This window comes from Polaribacter sp. HL-MS24, assembly GCF_032758595.1.
In the GTDB taxonomy this organism is placed as follows: Bacteria; Bacteroidota; Bacteroidia; order Flavobacteriales; family Flavobacteriaceae; genus Polaribacter.
The window spans coordinates 642,772-662,316 of sequence record NZ_CP136415.1; the positions used below are offsets into that span (position 1 = coordinate 642,772).

Here is a 19,545-nt window from a genome sequence, read left to right on the forward strand (position 1 = left end):
ATATCGTTGACTCTTTTTTGACCATCTCTAGAAATTAGCATTTTTTCTCATGTGAATCTTTTTTTAACTGAAGGTTTTCATAAGAAATTTGTACACTTCTAAAAGAAGACTGAATTAATGCTAAAATTTGTATATTGTGCTAGAATAAAAACCATGCGCAAAAAAACCTATTTACACGACAACTATGACGTAAACTTTATTTTAAAAGGTTTTACAAGCATTCTTGTAGGTATCTATATGATTGTTGGTGTCTACTTAATGCAATCAATTTTGTCTGGATTTTTAATTGAAAACAACCCGTTGGGGATGCTTTCTGCTGAAATCATTGAGCTTCTTTTTGTTGGAATTCTTTTTTTCGTGGTTATGGGTGCATCACTTGCATTGATTTTTGGTGGAAGAAGAGATGCCAAAAAGTTTCAGTATAAATTATGGAATCGCAAAACCAAAAAAATAGCCTTTCAATATTTACTTCTTGTAGCGATGGTCTTTTTCACCCTCATCATATTAATGAATGTAGGTCAAATAGATGCCTTAACCCCCACTTTCTTACTATTATATGCTCTTTTTCTATTTCGCTTAAAAAACAAAAATCGTGCTCAACTCCTTCTTCTTTCTGGGCTAGCACTCTTATTGGCAATTTGTTGTTTTTTCATCCCTAGCTATTGGGCTTCTACCCTTTATGTGCTAGGTATTGGACACATTGCATATGGTGTCATTATACGTTAGTCAATAGCGTTTCTTAATCTCTTTTACGAGATCTTCCAAACCATTCAGTTTTAGTTCATAGACCAAACCCATTTGCTTTCCTAATTTTCCGGCCGGAAACCCCTTGGTTTTATACCAAACAATATAGTGCTCAGGTAAATCAATTAAAAAAGTGCCTTTGTATTTCCCAAAAGGCATTCTCATTTTGGATAAATCAATTAAAAATTGTTGATCTTGTATCATTTATTCTTTTCCGTCTAAATAGGCTTGCAAGTAGGAAAATCGAGGGGTTAATTTTCCGTTTTCAGTCATTTTTGCACGGGCCAAAATTCCGTCTTTGTCCTCATTGAAAAAAGCAGGAATTACATATTTCAAAAAGAGGTCACCAAAACCTTCACTCGCGTCTTTAGGTAATTCACACGGTAAATTATCTACAGCCATCACTACAATAGCGTTTTTAGCTTGAAAGTCGACTTCTTGTCCTGTAGCTGGGTCGTATCCATAGACTGGGTCAACAATGGTAGATGCCCGAATCGTAGAAGCAACTGGACCGTCAATATCACAAGAGATATCTGCTACAAAACGGATATTAAAATTGGGAGTTCTTGCATCCTCTCTGGTAAATAAATATGGAGATCCTTCTCCAAAAAAATGTCCCGCAATAAAATAATCTGTCACTTTTGCAAATCGCATAAAATTTGAGACATATTGTTCTGGATGCTCATAAAAATCTCTATTATTCAATACTCTACCGTCCATCCTCTGATTGTAGTCTAGCACGTCGATCAGACAATACACAGGTTCGTCAAAAGTTTTTGACAAATACGCTGCTACCGATACTTTTTTGATCTGCATAGCATCCAACATTTCTTTGGCTCCACTTGCAACTTTTCCATTTCCTGTGAGTACTATTTTGATGTTTGGAAGCTCAATGCCTTTTAATTGTTGAATGAGTTCTTCTTGTCCCCTTAGTGTTTCTGCTTTTGGCAACTGAAAGGTTTTAAGAGTACGTCCAATAGCTCTAAAACCATTGTACACTCCCACAATCCCTGCATACCTTCCAAAACCAATCAGGCGCATTCCGTTTTCTTTTACAATCACTTCATGATCATACAGTTCAATATTTTTATCCAATACTGCTTGCAATAAGTTTCTATTGTAGGGTTGTTTTTTTATGGTATGACTAAAGAAAAAATATTTTTTATTGGGAAGTAATGCTTCAATAGGGACTTCTTTTACCCCAATAAGCACATCGCAATCAGAGAGGTCTGAAACTACATCAAATCCCTCCTTTCGATAGGCATCGTCGGTAAAAACACGAATGGGTGAAGACTCTACTTTAAGAATGGCTGTAGAATGGATCTTTTTAAATTCAGATAGTTTTTTTGGTGAAAAAACTACTCTTCGATCTGGTGGATTTTTACGTTCTTTTAGAATTCCAAACTTTATCATTTTCAATTTTGTAATGTTTGTTCGAAGATATTGGAATTTATAAAGATAGACAACAAGATTTTGTATACTTTTGTATCAATTTGCATACTTTTGTAGAGTAAATAAACTGGGGACGACTGGTTTTGACAGCAAGGTTTGTTAATTAGTAAGCATATCAAGGACTGAAATCATTCTTGTAAAACTCATTTCACCTTTTTAAACGGCGAAGATAACTACGCTTTAGCTGCTTAATCCGAATCACAGTAGGATTGGCCTCGGCACACTAGGTGTGCAAGCTTTATGTCCACGAAAAGCCTTGGTTTACGGCGTTTCACTTTTGGGCATCGTAAAAGTAAACATAGAAAACTTGATGCTTTGGCAAGTTTTTGAAAATCAAAAAGATACGTTTAAAATGGATTGTTCTTAATCAGTTTTAGACCGACAATCAACTAAGAACTAAATATGTAGAAAGCTATTTGGCTGCTTGTTTGGACCCGAGTTCGATTCTCGGCGTCTCCACAAAATACGAAAACCCACACCTTTTATAGCTGTGGGTTTTGTTTTTTTGAGTGTGTTTCGTCCTGAAATAGCGTTACACTGAATTATTAAAATTCGTAAAGCAAAATAAATTCAAAGCTATCGCCTATCGAAGACATTTCGGATCTTGAATTCACCTCATAAGTCCAACCAAATTGCATGGTCTCTGTAATATCTACTTGCGCTATTCCAGCATAATTACCTCCAGATCTAACGGTAGCACCTACCTCAAACCTATCCATAAAACGAACCATCGTGTTTAGATCTATAGAAGTGGGGGCCCCAATTACATTTCGTGTAAAAATACTTGGTTTTAAATGGATGTCTTGCACCTTATGCAACACAAAATCATACCCAATAGCACTGTATATGTGTAAAAGACCTCTTACCGAAGTTACCCGATTATTTGTGACTTTTGCTCGAACTGTTTTTAGCATTCGTGGAATTCCCAATGAAACATAAAAGGCTCCTTTAGTAATATAGGCTCCAATTCCAATATTTGTGGCAAAATGACTCATCGAATTCAAAGAAGGATCTATATAAGAAGGAGTGTATGTATTCAAACCAGAAGTATCTAAGGAGTAAAAATCTACTCCAGCCTTTATTCCTAAATAAAGATTTGTAAGCGCGTCTAATTGTATTTTATACGAGTAATCAATCCCTACAAATGTACGCTGTTCAATAAACACTTTATCGGTTACAACAGAAAGTCCCAGACCTACATTTCTTCCAACGTAAACCCCATAGCTGAAACTAGAAGAAACTGGAGAAGAAGGAATATTTATCCATTGTCGTCTATGTATGACTGACAATCTTGAAACTCCATCAATACTAACTGCAGCAGGATTAAACAGTGTCATTTGCTGTCTGTATTGAGAGATCAACCCTTCTTGTTGACTCCAAAGATTGACGCTTACAAGCGTCAGCAAACTTATCAAAATAGTTATTTTTTTCATCTGAATGTTTTTCTAAATAGTTACTCACTTTGTAATATAGATCCATCCGTTATAATCAATTACACCATCGCCATCCAAATCCAATTGGTAGTAATAGGATGCAGCCTCAGGTAGTATTTTAGGATGATTACCATTGTAAGTTCCATCCCAGTCATTTTGGTAGGCTTTTTTAAAATACACCCGTTTTCCCCAACGGTTATAAACGCTGAGGTTGTTGTTCGGATGATTTTCAATATTGTAAATAATCCAAGTATCGTTAATTCCATCTTGATTGGGTGTAATCGCTTCCGAAATATTTACAACATCTAAATCACAAACATTTCCTAACCCATTTCTATCCCGATCTTCTTGAAATGGATTGTAAACTAGAGAACAGTTATCATCTGCGTCTAAAACTCCGTCATTATCATCATCATCGTCGCAGAAATCTGCGGATCCGTCTCCGTCAGTATCTAGCGTGTCAATCGTCAACTCATAGGGATTACTTTGGGCACTAGTATTGCCTACAGAATTTGTTGCACTAGCTGAAAAGTTGTATCTCCCATCTGCTAACACTGTATTGGTGTAATCGAATCTAAAGAATCCATTGCGATCTGTATCTGTTCTCCCAATTCCATATCCGTTTAGAAAAAGAGTTACTAATGAGGCGACCTCTGAAGTTCCTTCTACTACCAAGGTGTTATCACCTGTTACTGCTAGATTTGCAGTACAAGTAAAATCAGAAACACGGGTAATTATGGGTACTGCAGGCGGGGTAGTATTATAATAAAACTCAGATACATTACTTGCTATATTTCCGTTTGATCTACAGTCTTTCACCAATCCTGGTGCTAAAAATATTGTTACCAAGCCCTCATTAATGGGAGTGACATCAACTGTATAGGTCGTTGAAGATATTGCGATTAAATTAGAAAGCATTGCATTTATTGCACTGAAATCTGAAAGAGTAAAATCATAAATAGTTTCTGTAAAATCTATTTGCGCAACAACTCTTTTTGAATTGGTTGGACTAGACTCGCTCAAAATAATTGCTACTCCTAGCTCAGTATGATCTATAACTGTAATCGTTTGTTCTGCAGTAGTAATACTTCCACTTAGATCTGTAGCCTTCCAAGTTACAGTAGTTAGCCCAAATGGATATTCAACAGGAGCGTCGTTGGTTAAAGATGCGATACTACAGTTATCTGAAGCTGTTGCTTTTCCAATTGAGATATTAAACACATCACAAACTCCATCTACATTTAAACTAACATCTGATGGTAAGAAAATTGTTGGGCCGATGTTATCTTCTACAGTGACCTTAGCTGTATTTGTAATCATATTTCCGTTAACATCCGATACAGTTAAAACAATCGTATTGGCTCCTATATCATTACAATCAAAAGAGGTTGTATCCAAACTAAAAGTTGTCTTAGCACTAAAAACACCAATATCACAGATGTCTTCTGGAGTAATTGTTACCAGCCCGTTGCTTTCTAACTGAACTACAACATCTTGGGTTTCTACTGTGTTAATCTCAAAATTAATGCCTGTTTTAAAATCAATAAAATAATTAGTTGCTTTAAAATTAGCATTGTCTTTTAGAGTCAATGACCCAATTTTGATATCATAAAGACCAACTTTTTCACCGACAGAGCGAGATAAATTTCCTGAAAATTGAGCATCCTCTCCTTCAATAGATGAAGAGAATACAAAGATTAATAAAGGGTCTTGTTGACTAAAAAATTTTGATTGCTGCTTTGCTGGAGCTACAATTAACCCTTTTGCAATTATGGTAAATTCGGTTGTTGTCACACCACTGTAATTTCCCAATCCTGTAATTGTGATCGTTGCAGTGCCAACATGTATATTATTACTATATTCCAACGAATAATCGATATCTTTTACTAAAGGACTAGAACCATCTGTTAAACTTACTAACGGTGTTTGAGATAAACCTGAATAGGTCTGATCTACTATGGTTGATGTTTTGATACTAGGGGAAGACATATCTATTGTGTCAGTAACATGGTATATAAATGGAAATTCAATGTATTGCTCATCACAATCGTTTGTTATCAAGTGCATTGCAGGAGAGAATGAACCCGCTTCTGTAGGGCTAATTTTGAGTGATATCACTTTTTGTTCTCCTTGTTGAATGGTTAGTGGAAATGTAGCCCCTGAAATAGTTAAGTGTGTTGCACCCGACCCTGAAAAGTTGGCTCCACTAATTCTCAAATCGGTAGGTCCTGAATTGGATATGGTATAATGATAGGTAGTCTCTGATTTTTTAGAAACGATACCACTATCTTTAATTGTTCCCGATACAAAGCTTGAAGATTCAAAAAATACGTCAACCTCAGGAGCTGCCTCATTCGACACTACAATAATATCAGAGGTCGCTATGCAACCAAATGAATCGGAGACTCTTACCTGATAATCTCCAACAGTTGTGGGTTTGTAAAATTGAAAAGTCGCATCAGGAATCTCTGTTCCATTTTTAATCCATTGATAAATTGAAGATTCCGCGGCCATAAGCTCTAAAGATTCGCTACATAAATATGTGATTCCATCTGGAAATACATCAATAACTGGACTAGTAGCAACTGTCACTTGTGTCTCTAGAGAAGTCCCTGAGCACCCTCCTGAATTTATTACTTCTACAGAATAAGAACCACTCTCTGAAGCTGTATACACTCTGTTGGTAGCGTTTACAATTAAAAAATTATTTTTATACCATTGATAACTATCTCCCTCATTAGCCGTTAGTTCAACAGTTTCTCCTACACAAACAGTTGTTTGACTAGCTACTTTAATTGCAGCCTGTTTAATGGTTACAATTGCAGTTGCAGTACTTACATTTCCTGCGTTATCTGTCACTGTAAGCGTAACCGTATTGTCACCAACATCACTGCAAGTAAAAAGGGTTTTAGACAGCTCTAAGCTATCCAATCCACATGCGTCACTGGAACCATTATTTACCATATCTTCGGTAATAATTACAGTACCGTCTGTGCCAAGACCAACAACAATATCTTTGGTGAGTGCATTTGGTGGTGACGTATCAGAAATGATACTCTTATTTCTAAAGATCCTAATAGTACCCGAAAAAGATGTAGATATACCAATATCGGGTACAAGATCTCCGTCAAAATCACCAACTACCAGTCCAGCAATGTCTGCTTCATAAATATCATCAAAATCAATTTTTGCATCAAACTTTAAACCACTAGACACTTCATCACTTTTATTTATGTAGACAGAAAATTTCCCTGAATCAAAAGATCTCGTTATCAAATCAGGATAACCGTCTCCATTAATATCTCCCTGACCGATACGGTAGTTCCCAGCAGGGCTCGGATCATTGTAGACAATATCAAAAGAAATATCCCCAGGGACAGAGTTATTTCGCCACACAGCAATAGAAGTATCTCCAGTATAATTTGGAGATGCAAAATCCATCTTACCATCCTTGTCAAAATCTGACATTACCAATCTGTAAGGATACGATCCAACTCCTGCCTCATTGGGGTTATCAGATCCCCACCTCTCTATCGTCTCAAATTGGGGTGTACTAGATCCAACAGGAGTTATATTTCGTAAAGAGACCCCTTGATTTGAACTACCAACAGCACCAAAAAAATCAGGTTTACCATCTCCATCAATATCGGAACACCGAGCACCAGTAACATTACCTGTTTGAAACCCAGTTTTTCCAACTTGTGTCGTTATTATCCCAAAATTCCCGGGACCTGTAGAGGTATTTAATCCAACCTTTAAATAATTGGAAGACCCAATAATATCTACTTTACCATCCTGATTAATATCTCCAACTGTAATTTGATAGTTAGAAACTTGAGTAAATGGTCTGCGAGGTCCAAAAGTTAAGGCTCCTCCGTATGTAGCTGTCGTATTCGGATATATGTTTTCATTTGTTATAATATCTAAAAAACCGTCACCATCCATATCTGCTATGGCAACTGAATTTGAACTACCTGATAAATCTATGCTGGTAAAACTCAAATTACCCGGAGTACTATTATTGACTAAAATAGTTATACCCTCCCAGCCTTGAGAAATTAGATCTGGTTTGCCATCCAAATTTAGATCCGCATATTTCATATTGTAAGATGGATTCCTGACTGCTTGTTCAAATGGAGAAGAATTTTTGTAAGTATTCTCATCAATCACATTTTCACAAAAAATACCGTTGAATGTTTGTTTTGAATACCCTGTTTGAAAATTGTCAAGGTTCGTTATCGAAATTGTACTATTGGTAGCTCCAACAGGAACTATAACTTTTAATTTCCCGAAAGAAGATTCAATAACTTGTCCATATGTCGCACCAAATAATACTGCGTTTCTTGAAGAATTTTGATTGAAATTAGCTCCAAATACTTCAATCACTCCACCTATAAAAGCTGTTTTGGGGCTAAAATCATTTATAATCGGTCTAGTACTTTGACTATAAATTGAAACAAATATCAATTGAAGCACTATAAAAAAAATCCTAATGAAAGAACTTGTTGAAATGATATTAATTCTCATAATCAAATTTTAATTTAATTTTTTTTGTAGAATTATCTGTTCTCCAATTTAAAGTTGAAACCAACTTTTGTGTTAAATTTGAACAGTTAGAGATCAACATTTCACCAAACTTATAGTTCTTGTTTGGGAAATTAAAAACTTCAGATTTTCCATTTTCATCACTTATTGTAATTTGAAAGCTAGTCACGATATCTTTTCGCGCTCTAGACTCATTAAATGTTCCTATTCTGAGACTAGGAATACCGTCACAATTGACCACACTGACAAAGACGTCAAGATGCAAAGGGTGTTCAAAGGATATTGCTGGATATAAAATATCATCGTTTTGACTGAAAGTAGTTGATGAATTTGTTTGTTCTTGAGAAGAAATTCTGACTATTATTAAAATAAGGCAGACGAAAAATAAATAATTGTTTTTCATGATTTAGAATATTAGAAATTGGGTTGGGGAACTATTTTATGCGCTTCTTCCAAACAAGAATAAGATCTATATTTAAATGACAAAATGGGTCGTATGCTCATTCGGTTTTCCGAAAGAGTTCTGTTTTAAAAAAATTGATGTGCAATTAAAATCTCAGTCAAGAATAGACTGAAAAGAAGATGTAATGAAAGTACAGAAATAAATATGTACATGTGTTGTAAGTTAGGGGCACTTTAAATATACAATAAATATCATAAAAATAAAAGTTCATTTACGAAATAAAATATCGATATTATTTTCATATTTGAGAATTCCGTTTTTTAAAACACACATTTAAAGCATACTGTAGAAATATATCCTTCTTATATTTTTAATTAAAAACCTGTAAATTCAAATAAAAAAATACGTCCCTAAAAATAAATTTATAGGATTAAATTCTTTAAATATCAAATACATGATTAATTTAATAACCTATCTTTAAATACTTAGAAAGGATTAAAAACGGGTTTTTATGAACAAAGTCTCAAGAGAACCTCCTTTTAACACTGAGCCCCACAACTAGATGTTGTGGGGCTCTGTGTTTTTTTTCAGAAATTATCCTCCGTTTCCTAAAAGAAAGGAACACATTTATATCGATTCAATTCTCTGATATTGATATTAAAATCATAGGAAATTGAAAATTCATGGATACCACCAGAATTCAGTAGTTCTGAAGTATTTAGATCATACGAATATCCAAATCGATAGCCCTGCCACTGAACTCCTACAAAGGTACTGAGAGAACTCAATGGGGTGGTTTTATCTGTGTTCTTGGACGGCGTGGTTACCGACGTTAAACCCAAAGATATTTTGTCATCAAAAACATATTGCACTCCCGCATCAAAACGACTGTTAACCCCTTGTTTCATATAGTTTGACAGGAGGTAGATCTTGCTTTTGTCGGCCAACCATGTTCTCACATTGTCTAATACAGGTAGGTAATATTTTCCATGGGCTGAAAAGAAAATATCTAGCGGAACATTTCCAGCTTCAGTCAATGAAATATTCGGTTTATTAAGATGCCGTATCGTAAGTCCAAACCACGACTCTTCGTTATTAAAAAGAAGGGAAGAACTAATGTCAATAAAAGATCTTTGAGCTTTTAACACTGCAGGATCGATAGAACCTGTATTCATCCATGGACTTCCTAAGTTGATTTGATCTTCTAAAAGCAAATTTTGAAAACCATAGTTTTTCATCCCAAATCCGGCTGAAATACTAGGTCTAAAAAACCATGTTTCACTGATTTCAAAAGCCATTGCAAAATTCAGATTGGCCTGATTAAAAGTATAGCTTGAACCGCTTTCCTTTTGATTCAATAGACTAATCCCAATTCCAGACTTAAAGCCTTCAAACCAAGTGTCTGCAAATGCAAAATTTGAGGATACTTTTAAAGCACTACTTCTCCATTGAGATCTAAAAACAGCACCCGTCTTGGTTCCTCTAGTTGCTCCCGTAAACGAAGTATTCAACGTTTCTGGTACTAAGAAATTTTGTGCAAAAATAACATCCTGTGCATAACTAAATACAGAAGTAAAAAACAGTAAAAAGAGTAAGTATTTTTTCATCTTATTTAATTAAAGTTATTGATTTGTTTTGCACAATTTCTTTCCCATTGAAGGTAAATCCTTTTACATACATGATGTAATTTCCATTTTCTGCAGGGACATTTCGAATCAATCCGTTCCACCCTTCTAAGCTCGTTCCTTCTTCAAAATATACTAAGGATCCCCAAGTATCATAAATTGACATCTGCACATTCTCCATACACGAAAACAAGGGCCTTATGGTATCATTGATTCCATCTTGATTGGGTGTAAAAGCGTTTGGAAGCACCAGTTCATAGCCTTTGGTTATTTCAATGCGTTCGGTATAGGTTTCTGTACAGCACTCGGAAGGATATTCTACAGTAAGTGAAACTTCATACGACCCTGCTGTTGCATACAAATGTGTTGGATTCATATCTCCAACCAACACGGGAGAGCCATCCCCAAAGTCCCAGTAAAAATCGACAACATCTCCTGTAGATTCATTACTGAATGTAACCAGTTCATTATTACTCACCAAATCACAAAAACTATTGTTTGGTGAGGTATAGCTAAATGCAGCATCACCAAGTACTGGCAAATCAACAATCACTTCCACCTCAATCGGAGGACATCCATTGGCTAAACTTTCTTGATCGTGGATGAATGCAATATAAGTTCCAGATTCGGTGGTTTCCATACACTGTGGATTGATGGGATCACACCAATCTCCACCCGACCAAGAAAACTCATAGGGAGGAGTTCCTCCAGTAACAAACACATAATTGGTTTGAGTCATGGTATTGGTCTCACACGCAGCCGTAACGGTAGTAGTAATGTGCGCATCGATTGCAGGTGGTCTGGTGATGACCACATCGGTACTATTGACATTGGTAGAACAATTATTGATATCATCCACATCAACGGTATAGGTTCCTTCAGATAAATTTTCTAAACACCAAACCCCTCCTCCCAAAGAGATCCATCCTACTCCTATGGGAGACGGATTGGTTCCTCCTGAGATGGTAATACAGATCGACCCATTGGAATAACTCCAATCTGGAGAACAGGTGGGATTTTCTACACTGTCAATCGTATATAGTAATTCATCAGGTTCGTCTACAAATATATTATTAGAATACACACAGCCATTGGCATCGGTAACCGTGAAAATAAAATCACCTGAAGTTGGATTGAAAATTCCAGTTCCAGCATAAGGAGGTGTTCCTCCACTTGCGGTAACCGTTACTTCGCTCGCATCACCAAAACACAATATAGGACTTGTAATACTAGCCGAAGCTGTTAATTCGGTAGGCTCACCGACTGTAATCGTTTCGGTTGTTTGACATCCGTTGGCGTCTGTAACAACAATTGAATGAATTCCTGCTGGGAGGGTATAATTTCCAGTACCTGCATAGGGTGGTGTTCCACCTGAAGCGGCAACATTATAGGTTACAGTATCTCCAAAACATAGTGCTGGTCCAGAAACTAATGCATGTGATGAACTCATTGGTGTAGGTTCTTCCAACGTATACTCGAATGTAATGCTAGCTGGACAATTATTGTCTGTTAAACTTAGTGTATACACTCCAGCTTGAAGATTCTTAAATTCAAGAAGATTTGGAGTACTCGTATCGCTATCTAACACGCCTCCTGGACTAAGAGAATAGGAGAAGTTTCCTGAACCACCTAAAACCGAAACCTCAATAAATCCATCGTTACCGCCCATACAACTCACTTCATATCCATTGTAATCTGAAAAGGTTTCACTAACCAAAATTGGGCTAGCTGTCTGTTCAACTGTATAAATTGGTGAGGTAAATTCACAGCCATTGGTGTCGATTACCTTTAGCACATAATTTCCTTCACAGGCATTGTTTAATTCGCTATCTCCTGTTTCCACGATGGTATCAAAATTTCCTGATTCTGCAACAGACTCTGTATACCATTCTAATAAGGTATAGGGCTCTGTTCCACCTTGAGGTGAAACTTCTATAGCACCATCGCAATTCGGTGAAATATTATTACAGGACAAATCAACTAAAGAAATAAGATCAAAGGTTACCGGAAGCGGAGGCACCACCACATAATCAAAAAGATAGGTACATCCTAAAGAATCTGTTATTGCAACTGAATACTCTCCCGGACAAAGATTGTATTGATCTTGAAGTGTTGGATCTGAAAGCGAACCAATTCCATCGCCAATATAAGTCCAATTATAAGTAAGTGGCCCAATCCCTACTGGATTTAAGACAATACTTCCACCACAGAGAGGACTGTAGCTACAACTGATATTGGTAATGGTTGCATTATCGTCTATACCTGGATTCACTGTAACTGTAATCCGAAAGGGATCTCCAACGCATTGTGGCAATCCAGGATTGGATGGCTTGTAATAGGTAGGAGTGACATCATAAATGAGAGTCTGAATTTCCGTACTGTTATTAGACAGTATTCCTGAATCTATAAATGGCTGATCAGTGCCGTCACTGAACCCAGAAATCTGGCCTCCACTCAAATCTGTTACCGCCCAAGAATACAAGGTGAGATCGGGAACAATGGTACTTGCATCTGGGAAAATACCATTTTCTGGAGCAAACAAAAATGAGTCTCCATCACATACCGTCTCAAAATGGTCCAGTACAGAGGGAACCGGTTCTATCCAAATTACCGCATTGAAAACTGGTCCTTCACAGGTCCCATTAGATGGTGTGATTAAGTATTCAATATTTTGTGGAATATTGGTTAAATTCACTAACCGTTGTGAAATTAAATTCACTGGTACCGTAGCATCACTCCAACCTACCAAATTGTTGTTTGGAACAACCACCCATGTGTAGCTTGTGTTTTCAGGAACTATAACCGTAGCATCTGGAACTGCATTTACGGGTTCGATGACAAAAGGATCATCGCTACACCTTGTATCTGTTAATCCCGAATCATAAGGAATGAAAGGAGTTGGCTTTACGATAATTTCTAATTCAAAAGTACTTGAACAATTCCCTGCAGCAACAGCAGTCACTGTATAGATTACCGACTGATTGGTATTACTCGTATTGATTAGGCTGGTTTGTTCAAATTGAATTTCACTAACACCATCAGATGCCCCTGAAATCGATGAATTATCTCCAAAAGTCCAACTATAAGTCGTTCCTACTGGAATGATGGTTGTTGGTGGATTGTCTGTAGGTAAAAAAGAAAAAGACTCACCACTACATATTTCAACTTGTTGATCTGGTATTTGAGGTGCTGGTGCTACAGAAATAAGCACTTCAAAAGTAGTTCCCAAACACTCTACATCTGTTCCTGAAATAGGAGTCACTTGATAAGTTACTGTTTGAACGGTACTACTGGTATTGGTCAATGCCTGAGAAATCACAGTTCCAGAGCCACTTGATGCATCTGGAATTTCAGTATTTGAATCCAAGACAATCCAAGTATATGTGGTGCTTAATGGAACAATATCTCCATCAACATTATTGATGGGCTCCACAATAAAGGTATCCGTAGAACACATATCTGCAGACTTGTTTTGTATTAGTGGCTTAGGATTTACCGTAATGCTAAAGGTTTCTGCTGATCCTTCACACGATACCCCGCCACTACTGTAAGTTGGTATAACCGTTACAGTTGAAACTATTGGAACATTGGTTGAATTCTCTGCGATAAATAAAGGGAAATCACCAGTACCTGTTTGCGGACTAAGACCAATCGCTGTATCCATAGACCAACTATAGGTCGTAGTTCCACCAGTATTCAGAGTACTAAAAACTACCGCCTGAGTAGCCTCATTCTCACAGACAACCTGAGGAGAAATTGCATCTACTTGACCAGATGGATTGACGGTGACGCGAAGCGTAAAAACTTCTCCTTCACAACCCGAAACTGAAACTGGCACAGCCGTATAAACAACATCAACAGGTGCATTGGTTGTATTGGTAAAGGCATCGTCTGCCAAATCACTTGCCAACAAATCATTGGCAATACTTGCATCTCCCGCTGAAACGGTCAATCCATTTAGATTTAGTGCAATGACATTATAAGTATCTGCTGCAACAGTGCTACTTGCGTTAAAGTTGATTCCGAAAGCTTCATCACTACATACCGTGAAAAATTGATCACTGACCACAGGCTCTGGAGCGATGGTAACAGTAATGGTAAAAGGGCTTCCCTCACAACCATTCTCAGAAGTTGGAAGTACCGTATATGCAACCGTACCTGAACTTGCACTAGTATTGCTAATGGTTCCTGTGATGTTTCCTATTCCTGAATCACCTTGTGAGACTCCGCTAACCGTTCCTGTGATTTGGCTTACTGTCCATGTAAAACTACTGGCAATGGAGTTTCCTCCAGTTGTAATATTCGCTTGTGGATCAAAATCAAAGGCAACATCTGAACAAACCGTTTCTACTGAAGCAACACCTACAGGCTCGGGATTTACAGTAACTGTTACCGTAAAAGCATCTCCCTCACAACCATTGTTACCAACAGGGACAAAAGTGTAAATAACATCAACAGCGCTTGAGGTGGTATTGCTCCAAGTATCACTACTGATGGCAGTATTGGCATATCCTGTTTGAACTGTACTGTTTCCTGAACCTGGAAGCAATCCATTCTCTTCAATGTTGGTCAGATTGTAACTGGAAACAGGAAGGTTCTCAGAACCATTTAGGGTGTAATTTAGCAATTCATCACTACACACCTCAATGCTTTGAGCAGCAACAACAGGTGCTGGATTGACGGTCACTGTAACCGTAAAAGAATTTCCTGCTGTTCCGTCAGTACTCACAGGAACAACTGTATAGATCACATCAACTGGTGCATCGGTTGTATTGGTAAAGGCATCGTCTGCCAAATCACTTGCCAACAAATCATTGGCAATCGCTGCATCTCCCGCTGAAACGGTCAATCCATTTAGATTTAGTGCAATGACATTATAGGTATCTGCTGCAACAGTGCTACTTGCGTTAAAGTTGATTCCGAAAGCTTCATCACTACATACCGTGAAAAATTGATCACTGACCACAGGCTCTGGAGCGATGGTAACAGTAATGGTAAAAGGGCTTCCCTCACAGCTATTGGCTGTAGAAACAGGGAGTACCGTATATGCAACCGTACCTGAACTTGCACTAGTATTGCTAATGGTTCCTGTGATGTTTCCTATTCCTGAATCACCTTGTGAGACTCCGCTAACCGTTCCTATGATTTGGCTTACTGTCCATGTAAAAGTACTAGCAATGGAGTTTCCTCCAGTTGTAATATTCGCCTGTGGATCAAAATCAAAGGCAACATCTGAAGAGACTGTTTCTACTGAAGCAACACCTACAGGCTCGGGATTTACAGTAACTGTTACCGTAAAAGCATCTCCCTCACAACCATTGTTACCAACAGGGACAAAAGTGTAAATAACATCAACAGCGCTTGAGGTGGTATTGCTCCAAGTATCACTACTGATGGCAGTATTGGCATATCCTGTTTGAACTGTACTGTTTCCTGAACCTGGAAGCAATCCATTCTCTTCAATGTTCGTCAGATTGTAACTGGAAACAGGAAGGTTCTCAGAACCATTTAGGGTGTAATTTAGCAATTCATCACTACACACCTCAATGCTTTGAGCAGCAACAACAGGTGCTGGATTGACGGTCACTGTAACCGTAAAAGAATTTCCTGCTGTTCCGTCAGTACTCACAGGAACAACTGTATAGATCACATCAACTGGTGCATCGGTTGTATTGGTAAAGGCATCGTCTGCCAAATCACTTGCCAACAAATCATTGGCAATCGCTGCATCTCCCGCTGAAACGGTCAATCCATTTAGATTTAGTGCAATGACATTATAGGTATCTGCTGCAACAGTGCTACTTGCGTTAAAGTTGATTCCGAAAGCTTCATCACTACATACCGTGAAAAATTGATCACTGACCACAGGCTCTGGAGCGATGGTAACAGTAATGGTAAAAGGGCTTCCCTCACAGCTATTGACTGTAGAAACAGGGAGTACCGTATATGCAACCGTACCTGAACTTGCACTAGTATTGCTAATGGTTCCTGTGATGTTTCCTATTCCTGAATCACCTTGTGAGACTCCACTAACCGTTCCTGTGATTTGGCTTACTGTCCATGTAAAAGTACTGGCAATGGAGTTCCCTCCAGTTGTAATATTCGCCTGTGGATCAAAATCAAAGGCAACATCTGAAGAGACTGTTTCTACTGAAGCAACACCTACAGGCTCGGGATTTACAGTAACTGTTACCGTAAAAGCATCTCCCTCACAACCATTGTTACCAACAGGGACAAAAGTGTAAATAACATCAACAGCGCTTGAGATGGTATTGCTCCAAGTATCACTACTGATGGCAGTATTGGCATATCCTGTTTGAACTGTACTGTTTCCTGAACCTGGAAGCAATCCATTCTCTTCAATGTTCGTCAGATTGTAACTGGAAACAGGAAGGTTCTCAGAACCATTTAGGGTGTAATTTAGCAATTCATCACTACACACCTCAATGCTTTGAGCAGCAACAACAGGTGCTGGATTGACGGTCACTGTAACCGTAAAAGAATTTCCTGCTGTTCCGTCAGTACTCACAGGAACAACTGTATAGATCACATCAACTGGTGCATCGGTTGTATTGGTAAAGGCATCGTCTGCCAAATCACTTGCCAACAAATCATTGGCAATACTTGCATCTCCCGCTGAAACGGTCAATCCATTTAGATTTAGTGCAATGACATTATAGGTATCTGCTGCAACAGTGCTACTTGCGTTAAAGTTGATTCCAAAAGCTTCATCACTACATACCGTGAAAAATTGATCACTGACCACAGGCTCTGGAGCGATGGTAACAGTAATGGTAAAAGGGCTTCCCTCACAGCTATTGGCTGTAGAAACAGGGAGTACCGTATATGCAACCGTACCTGAACTTGCACTAGTATTGCTAATGGTTCCTGTGATGTTTCCTATTCCTGAATCACCTTGTGAGACTCCGCTAACCGTTCCTGTGATTTGGCTTACTGTCCATGTAAAAGTACTAGCAATGGAGTTTCCTCCAGTTGTAATATTCGCCTGTGGATCAAAATCAAAGGCAACATCTGAAGAGACTGTTTCTACTGAAGCAACACCTACAGGCTCGGGATTTACAGTAACTGTTACCGTAAAAGCATCTCCCTCACAACCATTGTTACCAACAGGGACAAAGGTATAAATAACATCAACAGCGCTTGAGGTGGTATTGCTCCAAGTATCACTACTGATGGCAGTATTGGCATATCCTGTTTGAACTGTACTGTTTCCTGAACCTGGAAGCAATCCATTCTCTTCAATGTTCGTCAGATTGTAACTGGAAACAGGAAGGTTCTCAGAATCATTTAGGGTGTAATTTAGCAATTCGTCACTACACACCTCAATGCTTTGAGCAGCAACAACAGGTGCTGGATTGACGGTCACTGTAACCGTAAAAGAATTTCCTGCTGTTCCGTCAGTACTCACAGGAACAACTGTATAGATCACATCAACTGGTGCATCGGTTGTATTGGTAAAGGCATCGTCTGCCAAATCACTTGCCAACAAATCATTGGCAATCGCTGCATCTCCCGCTGAAACGGTCAATCCATTTAGATTTAGTGCAATGACATTATAGGTATCTGCTGCAACAGTGCTACTTGCGTTAAAGTTGATTCCGAAAGCTTCATCACTACATACCGTGAAAAATTGATCACTGACCACAGGCTCTGGAGCGATGGTAACAGTAATGGTAAAAGGGCTTCCCTCACAACCATTCTCAGAAGTTGGAAGTACCGTATATGCAACCGTACCTGAACTTGCACTGGTATTGCTAATGGTTCCTGTGATGTTTCCTATTCCTGAATCACCTTGTGAGACTCCACTAACCGTTCCTGTGATTTGGCTTACTGTCCATGTAAAAGTACTGGCAATGGAGTTCCCTCCAGTTGTAATATTCGCCTGTGGATCAAAATCAAAGGCAACATCTGAAGAGACTGTTTCTACTGAAGCAACACCTACAGGCTCGGGATTTACAGTAACTGTTACCGTAAAAGCATCTCCCTCACAACCATTGTTACCAACAGGGACAAAGGTATAAATAACATCAACAGCGCTTGAGGTGGTATTGCTCCAAGTATCACTACTGATGGCAGTATTGGCATATCCTGTTTGAACTGTACTATTTCCTGAACCTGGAAGCAATCCATTCTCTTCAATGTTCGTCAGATTGTAACTGGAAACAGGAAGGTTCTCAGAATCATTTAGGGTGTAATTTAGCAATTCGTCACTACACACCTCAATGCTTTGAGCAGCAACAACAGGTGCTGGATCTATAATAACATAAAAGGTGAAAGAATCACCTTCACAGCCCGCTCCTGACACTGGAACGACCGTGTAAACAACAATTACAGAATTACTAGTGGTATTGGTAAAAGCATCGTCTGCTAAATCACTTGCCAATAGCCCATTACCAACACCTGCTCCTCCGCCAGATACCGTCAATCCTTTTAAATTTAGTGCAGTGACATTATAGGTGTCTGCTGCAACAGTGTTACTTGCGTTAAAGTTGATTCCCAAAGCTTCGTCACTACATGCTGCATATATTTGAGTGTTAACCTCTGGTTCTGGATTTACCGTCATGGTTACCGTAAATGGGTCTCCAAGACATCCATTCGGGGCAGTAGGGATTACTGTATATTCAACCGCACCTGAACTTGCACTGGTATTGCTAATGGTTCCTGTAACATTTCCCGTTCCTGAATCACCTTCTGAAACTCCACTAACCGTTCCTGTGATTTGAGTAACATTCCAAGTATAGCTTGTGCCTGATGGAACAATATCACCACCAGCGGTACAACTGTTTAGAGGGATGATGGTATATTCTTCCCCAGAGCAGACCGCTTCAGGTGCCTTATCCTCTATTTGAGGAGTAGGATCTACGGTAAAAACAAAATCAACTGGGTTCCCTGGGCAGCCATCGACCGTAGGAACTACCTGAATTGTGATAGTGCCAGTTTCATTACAGTTATTGACTAAGGTCATGACTGGAAGTGAATTCGTTGTTTGTTGTCCAATTGGAAATCCCGAAATCGGATCTGATGTAGTCGCTTCCCAAACGTAGGTCGTGTTCGCAATATCAGAGGTAAGTACAACTTCTTCAGTTGCATCTCCAGAACAAATTTGTTGGGTCAGATTCGAATTGGTATTGGAAACGGTTGGAGCTTTTTTTAGGGTAAATTCAAAATCATCGGAGTCTCCTCCTCCACAATTTCCAAAAGCAGCAACTTTAATGATATAAACTCCAAATTCTGTAACGCTTATTTGAGGAAATTCTGTAGTTGCTGATGTTCCATTTACAAAACTAAAATTACTTGCCACCGTAACACCATCACTTTCAAA

General features: G+C 38.4%; 8 protein-coding genes and 1 other RNA gene. 2 read left to right on the forward strand and 7 right to left on the reverse strand.

The genetic code is table 11. The features are described 5' to 3' along the window. The first annotated feature begins 153 nt into the window (after nt 1-153). Nucleotides 154-726 carry a hypothetical protein gene (locus RRF69_RS03155; RefSeq protein WP_316940525.1) on the forward strand — a complete coding sequence of 191 codons (573 nt, stop codon included), beginning with the start codon at nt 154-156 and terminating at the stop codon, nt 724-726. Here the strand turns inward: RRF69_RS03155 and RRF69_RS03160 are convergent, their stop codons facing one another. Together RRF69_RS03160 and RRF69_RS03165 are read right to left on the reverse strand one after the other, a co-directional pair. Continuing rightward, entirely contained in the window at nt 727-948 is a 222-nt protein-coding gene (locus RRF69_RS03160) for a DUF3820 family protein (RefSeq protein WP_316940526.1), read from the reverse strand. It lies immediately after the preceding gene. Continuing rightward, complete coding sequence (locus RRF69_RS03165; protein ID WP_316941102.1) at nt 949-2,154, reverse strand: NAD(P)-dependent oxidoreductase; 1,206 nt, start codon at nt 2,152-2,154, stop codon at nt 949-951. Between the two features lie 111 nt (nt 2,155-2,265). Here RRF69_RS03165 and ssrA point away from each other — a divergent pair. Beyond that, nucleotides 2,266-2,658: a transfer-messenger RNA gene (ssrA, locus tag RRF69_RS03170) on the forward strand. Between the two features lie 83 nt (nt 2,659-2,741). Here ssrA and RRF69_RS03175 read toward each other — a convergent pair. From RRF69_RS03175 to RRF69_RS03195, 5 genes are all read right to left on the reverse strand, one after another. Beyond that, nucleotides 2,742-3,629: a PorP/SprF family type IX secretion system membrane protein gene (locus RRF69_RS03175; protein WP_316940527.1), complete on the reverse strand. Its 888-nt coding sequence runs from the start codon at nt 3,627-3,629 to the stop codon at nt 2,742-2,744. A gap of 24 nt (nt 3,630-3,653) precedes the next feature. Further along, nucleotides 3,654-8,156 carry a gliding motility-associated C-terminal domain-containing protein gene (locus RRF69_RS03180; RefSeq protein ID WP_316940528.1) on the reverse strand — a complete coding sequence of 1,501 codons (4,503 nt, stop codon included), beginning with the start codon at nt 8,154-8,156 and terminating at the stop codon, nt 3,654-3,656. Then, nucleotides 8,146-8,577 (reverse strand): hypothetical protein, encoded by a 432-nt coding sequence (locus RRF69_RS03185; protein WP_316940529.1) that lies wholly within the window; start codon nt 8,575-8,577, stop codon nt 8,146-8,148. Before RRF69_RS03185 ends, RRF69_RS03180 begins: the two co-directional genes overlap by 11 nt. A 608-nt stretch (nt 8,578-9,185) precedes the next feature. Then, nucleotides 9,186-10,184 carry a PorP/SprF family type IX secretion system membrane protein gene (locus RRF69_RS03190; protein ID WP_316940530.1) on the reverse strand — a complete coding sequence of 333 codons (999 nt, stop codon included), beginning with the start codon at nt 10,182-10,184 and terminating at the stop codon, nt 9,186-9,188. Nucleotide 10,185: 1 nt separating this feature from the next. After that, nucleotides 10,186-19,524 carry a PKD-like domain-containing protein gene (locus tag RRF69_RS03195; RefSeq protein ID WP_316940531.1) on the reverse strand — a complete coding sequence of 3,113 codons (9,339 nt, stop codon included), beginning with the start codon at nt 19,522-19,524 and terminating at the stop codon, nt 10,186-10,188. Between the last annotated feature and the right edge of the window lie 21 nt (nt 19,525-19,545).

What these genes read in the sequence shown, in the direction of transcription:
- RRF69_RS03190 (WP_316940530.1), bottom strand. Translation starts at nt 10,184, where the DNA reads ATGAAAAAATACTTACTCTTTTTACTGTTTTTTACTTCTGTATTTAGT.
- RRF69_RS03155 (WP_316940525.1), top strand. Translation starts at nt 154, where the DNA reads ATGCGCAAAAAAACCTATTTACACGACAACTATGACGTAAACTTTATT.
- RRF69_RS03185 (WP_316940529.1), bottom strand. Translation starts at nt 8,577, where the DNA reads ATGAAAAACAATTATTTATTTTTCGTCTGCCTTATTTTAATAATAGTC.
- RRF69_RS03160 (WP_316940526.1), bottom strand. Translation starts at nt 948, where the DNA reads ATGATACAAGATCAACAATTTTTAATTGATTTATCCAAAATGAGAATG.
- RRF69_RS03175 (WP_316940527.1), bottom strand. Translation starts at nt 3,629, where the DNA reads ATGAAAAAAATAACTATTTTGATAAGTTTGCTGACGCTTGTAAGCGTC.
- RRF69_RS03180 (WP_316940528.1), bottom strand. Translation starts at nt 8,156, where the DNA reads ATGAGAATTAATATCATTTCAACAAGTTCTTTCATTAGGATTTTTTTT.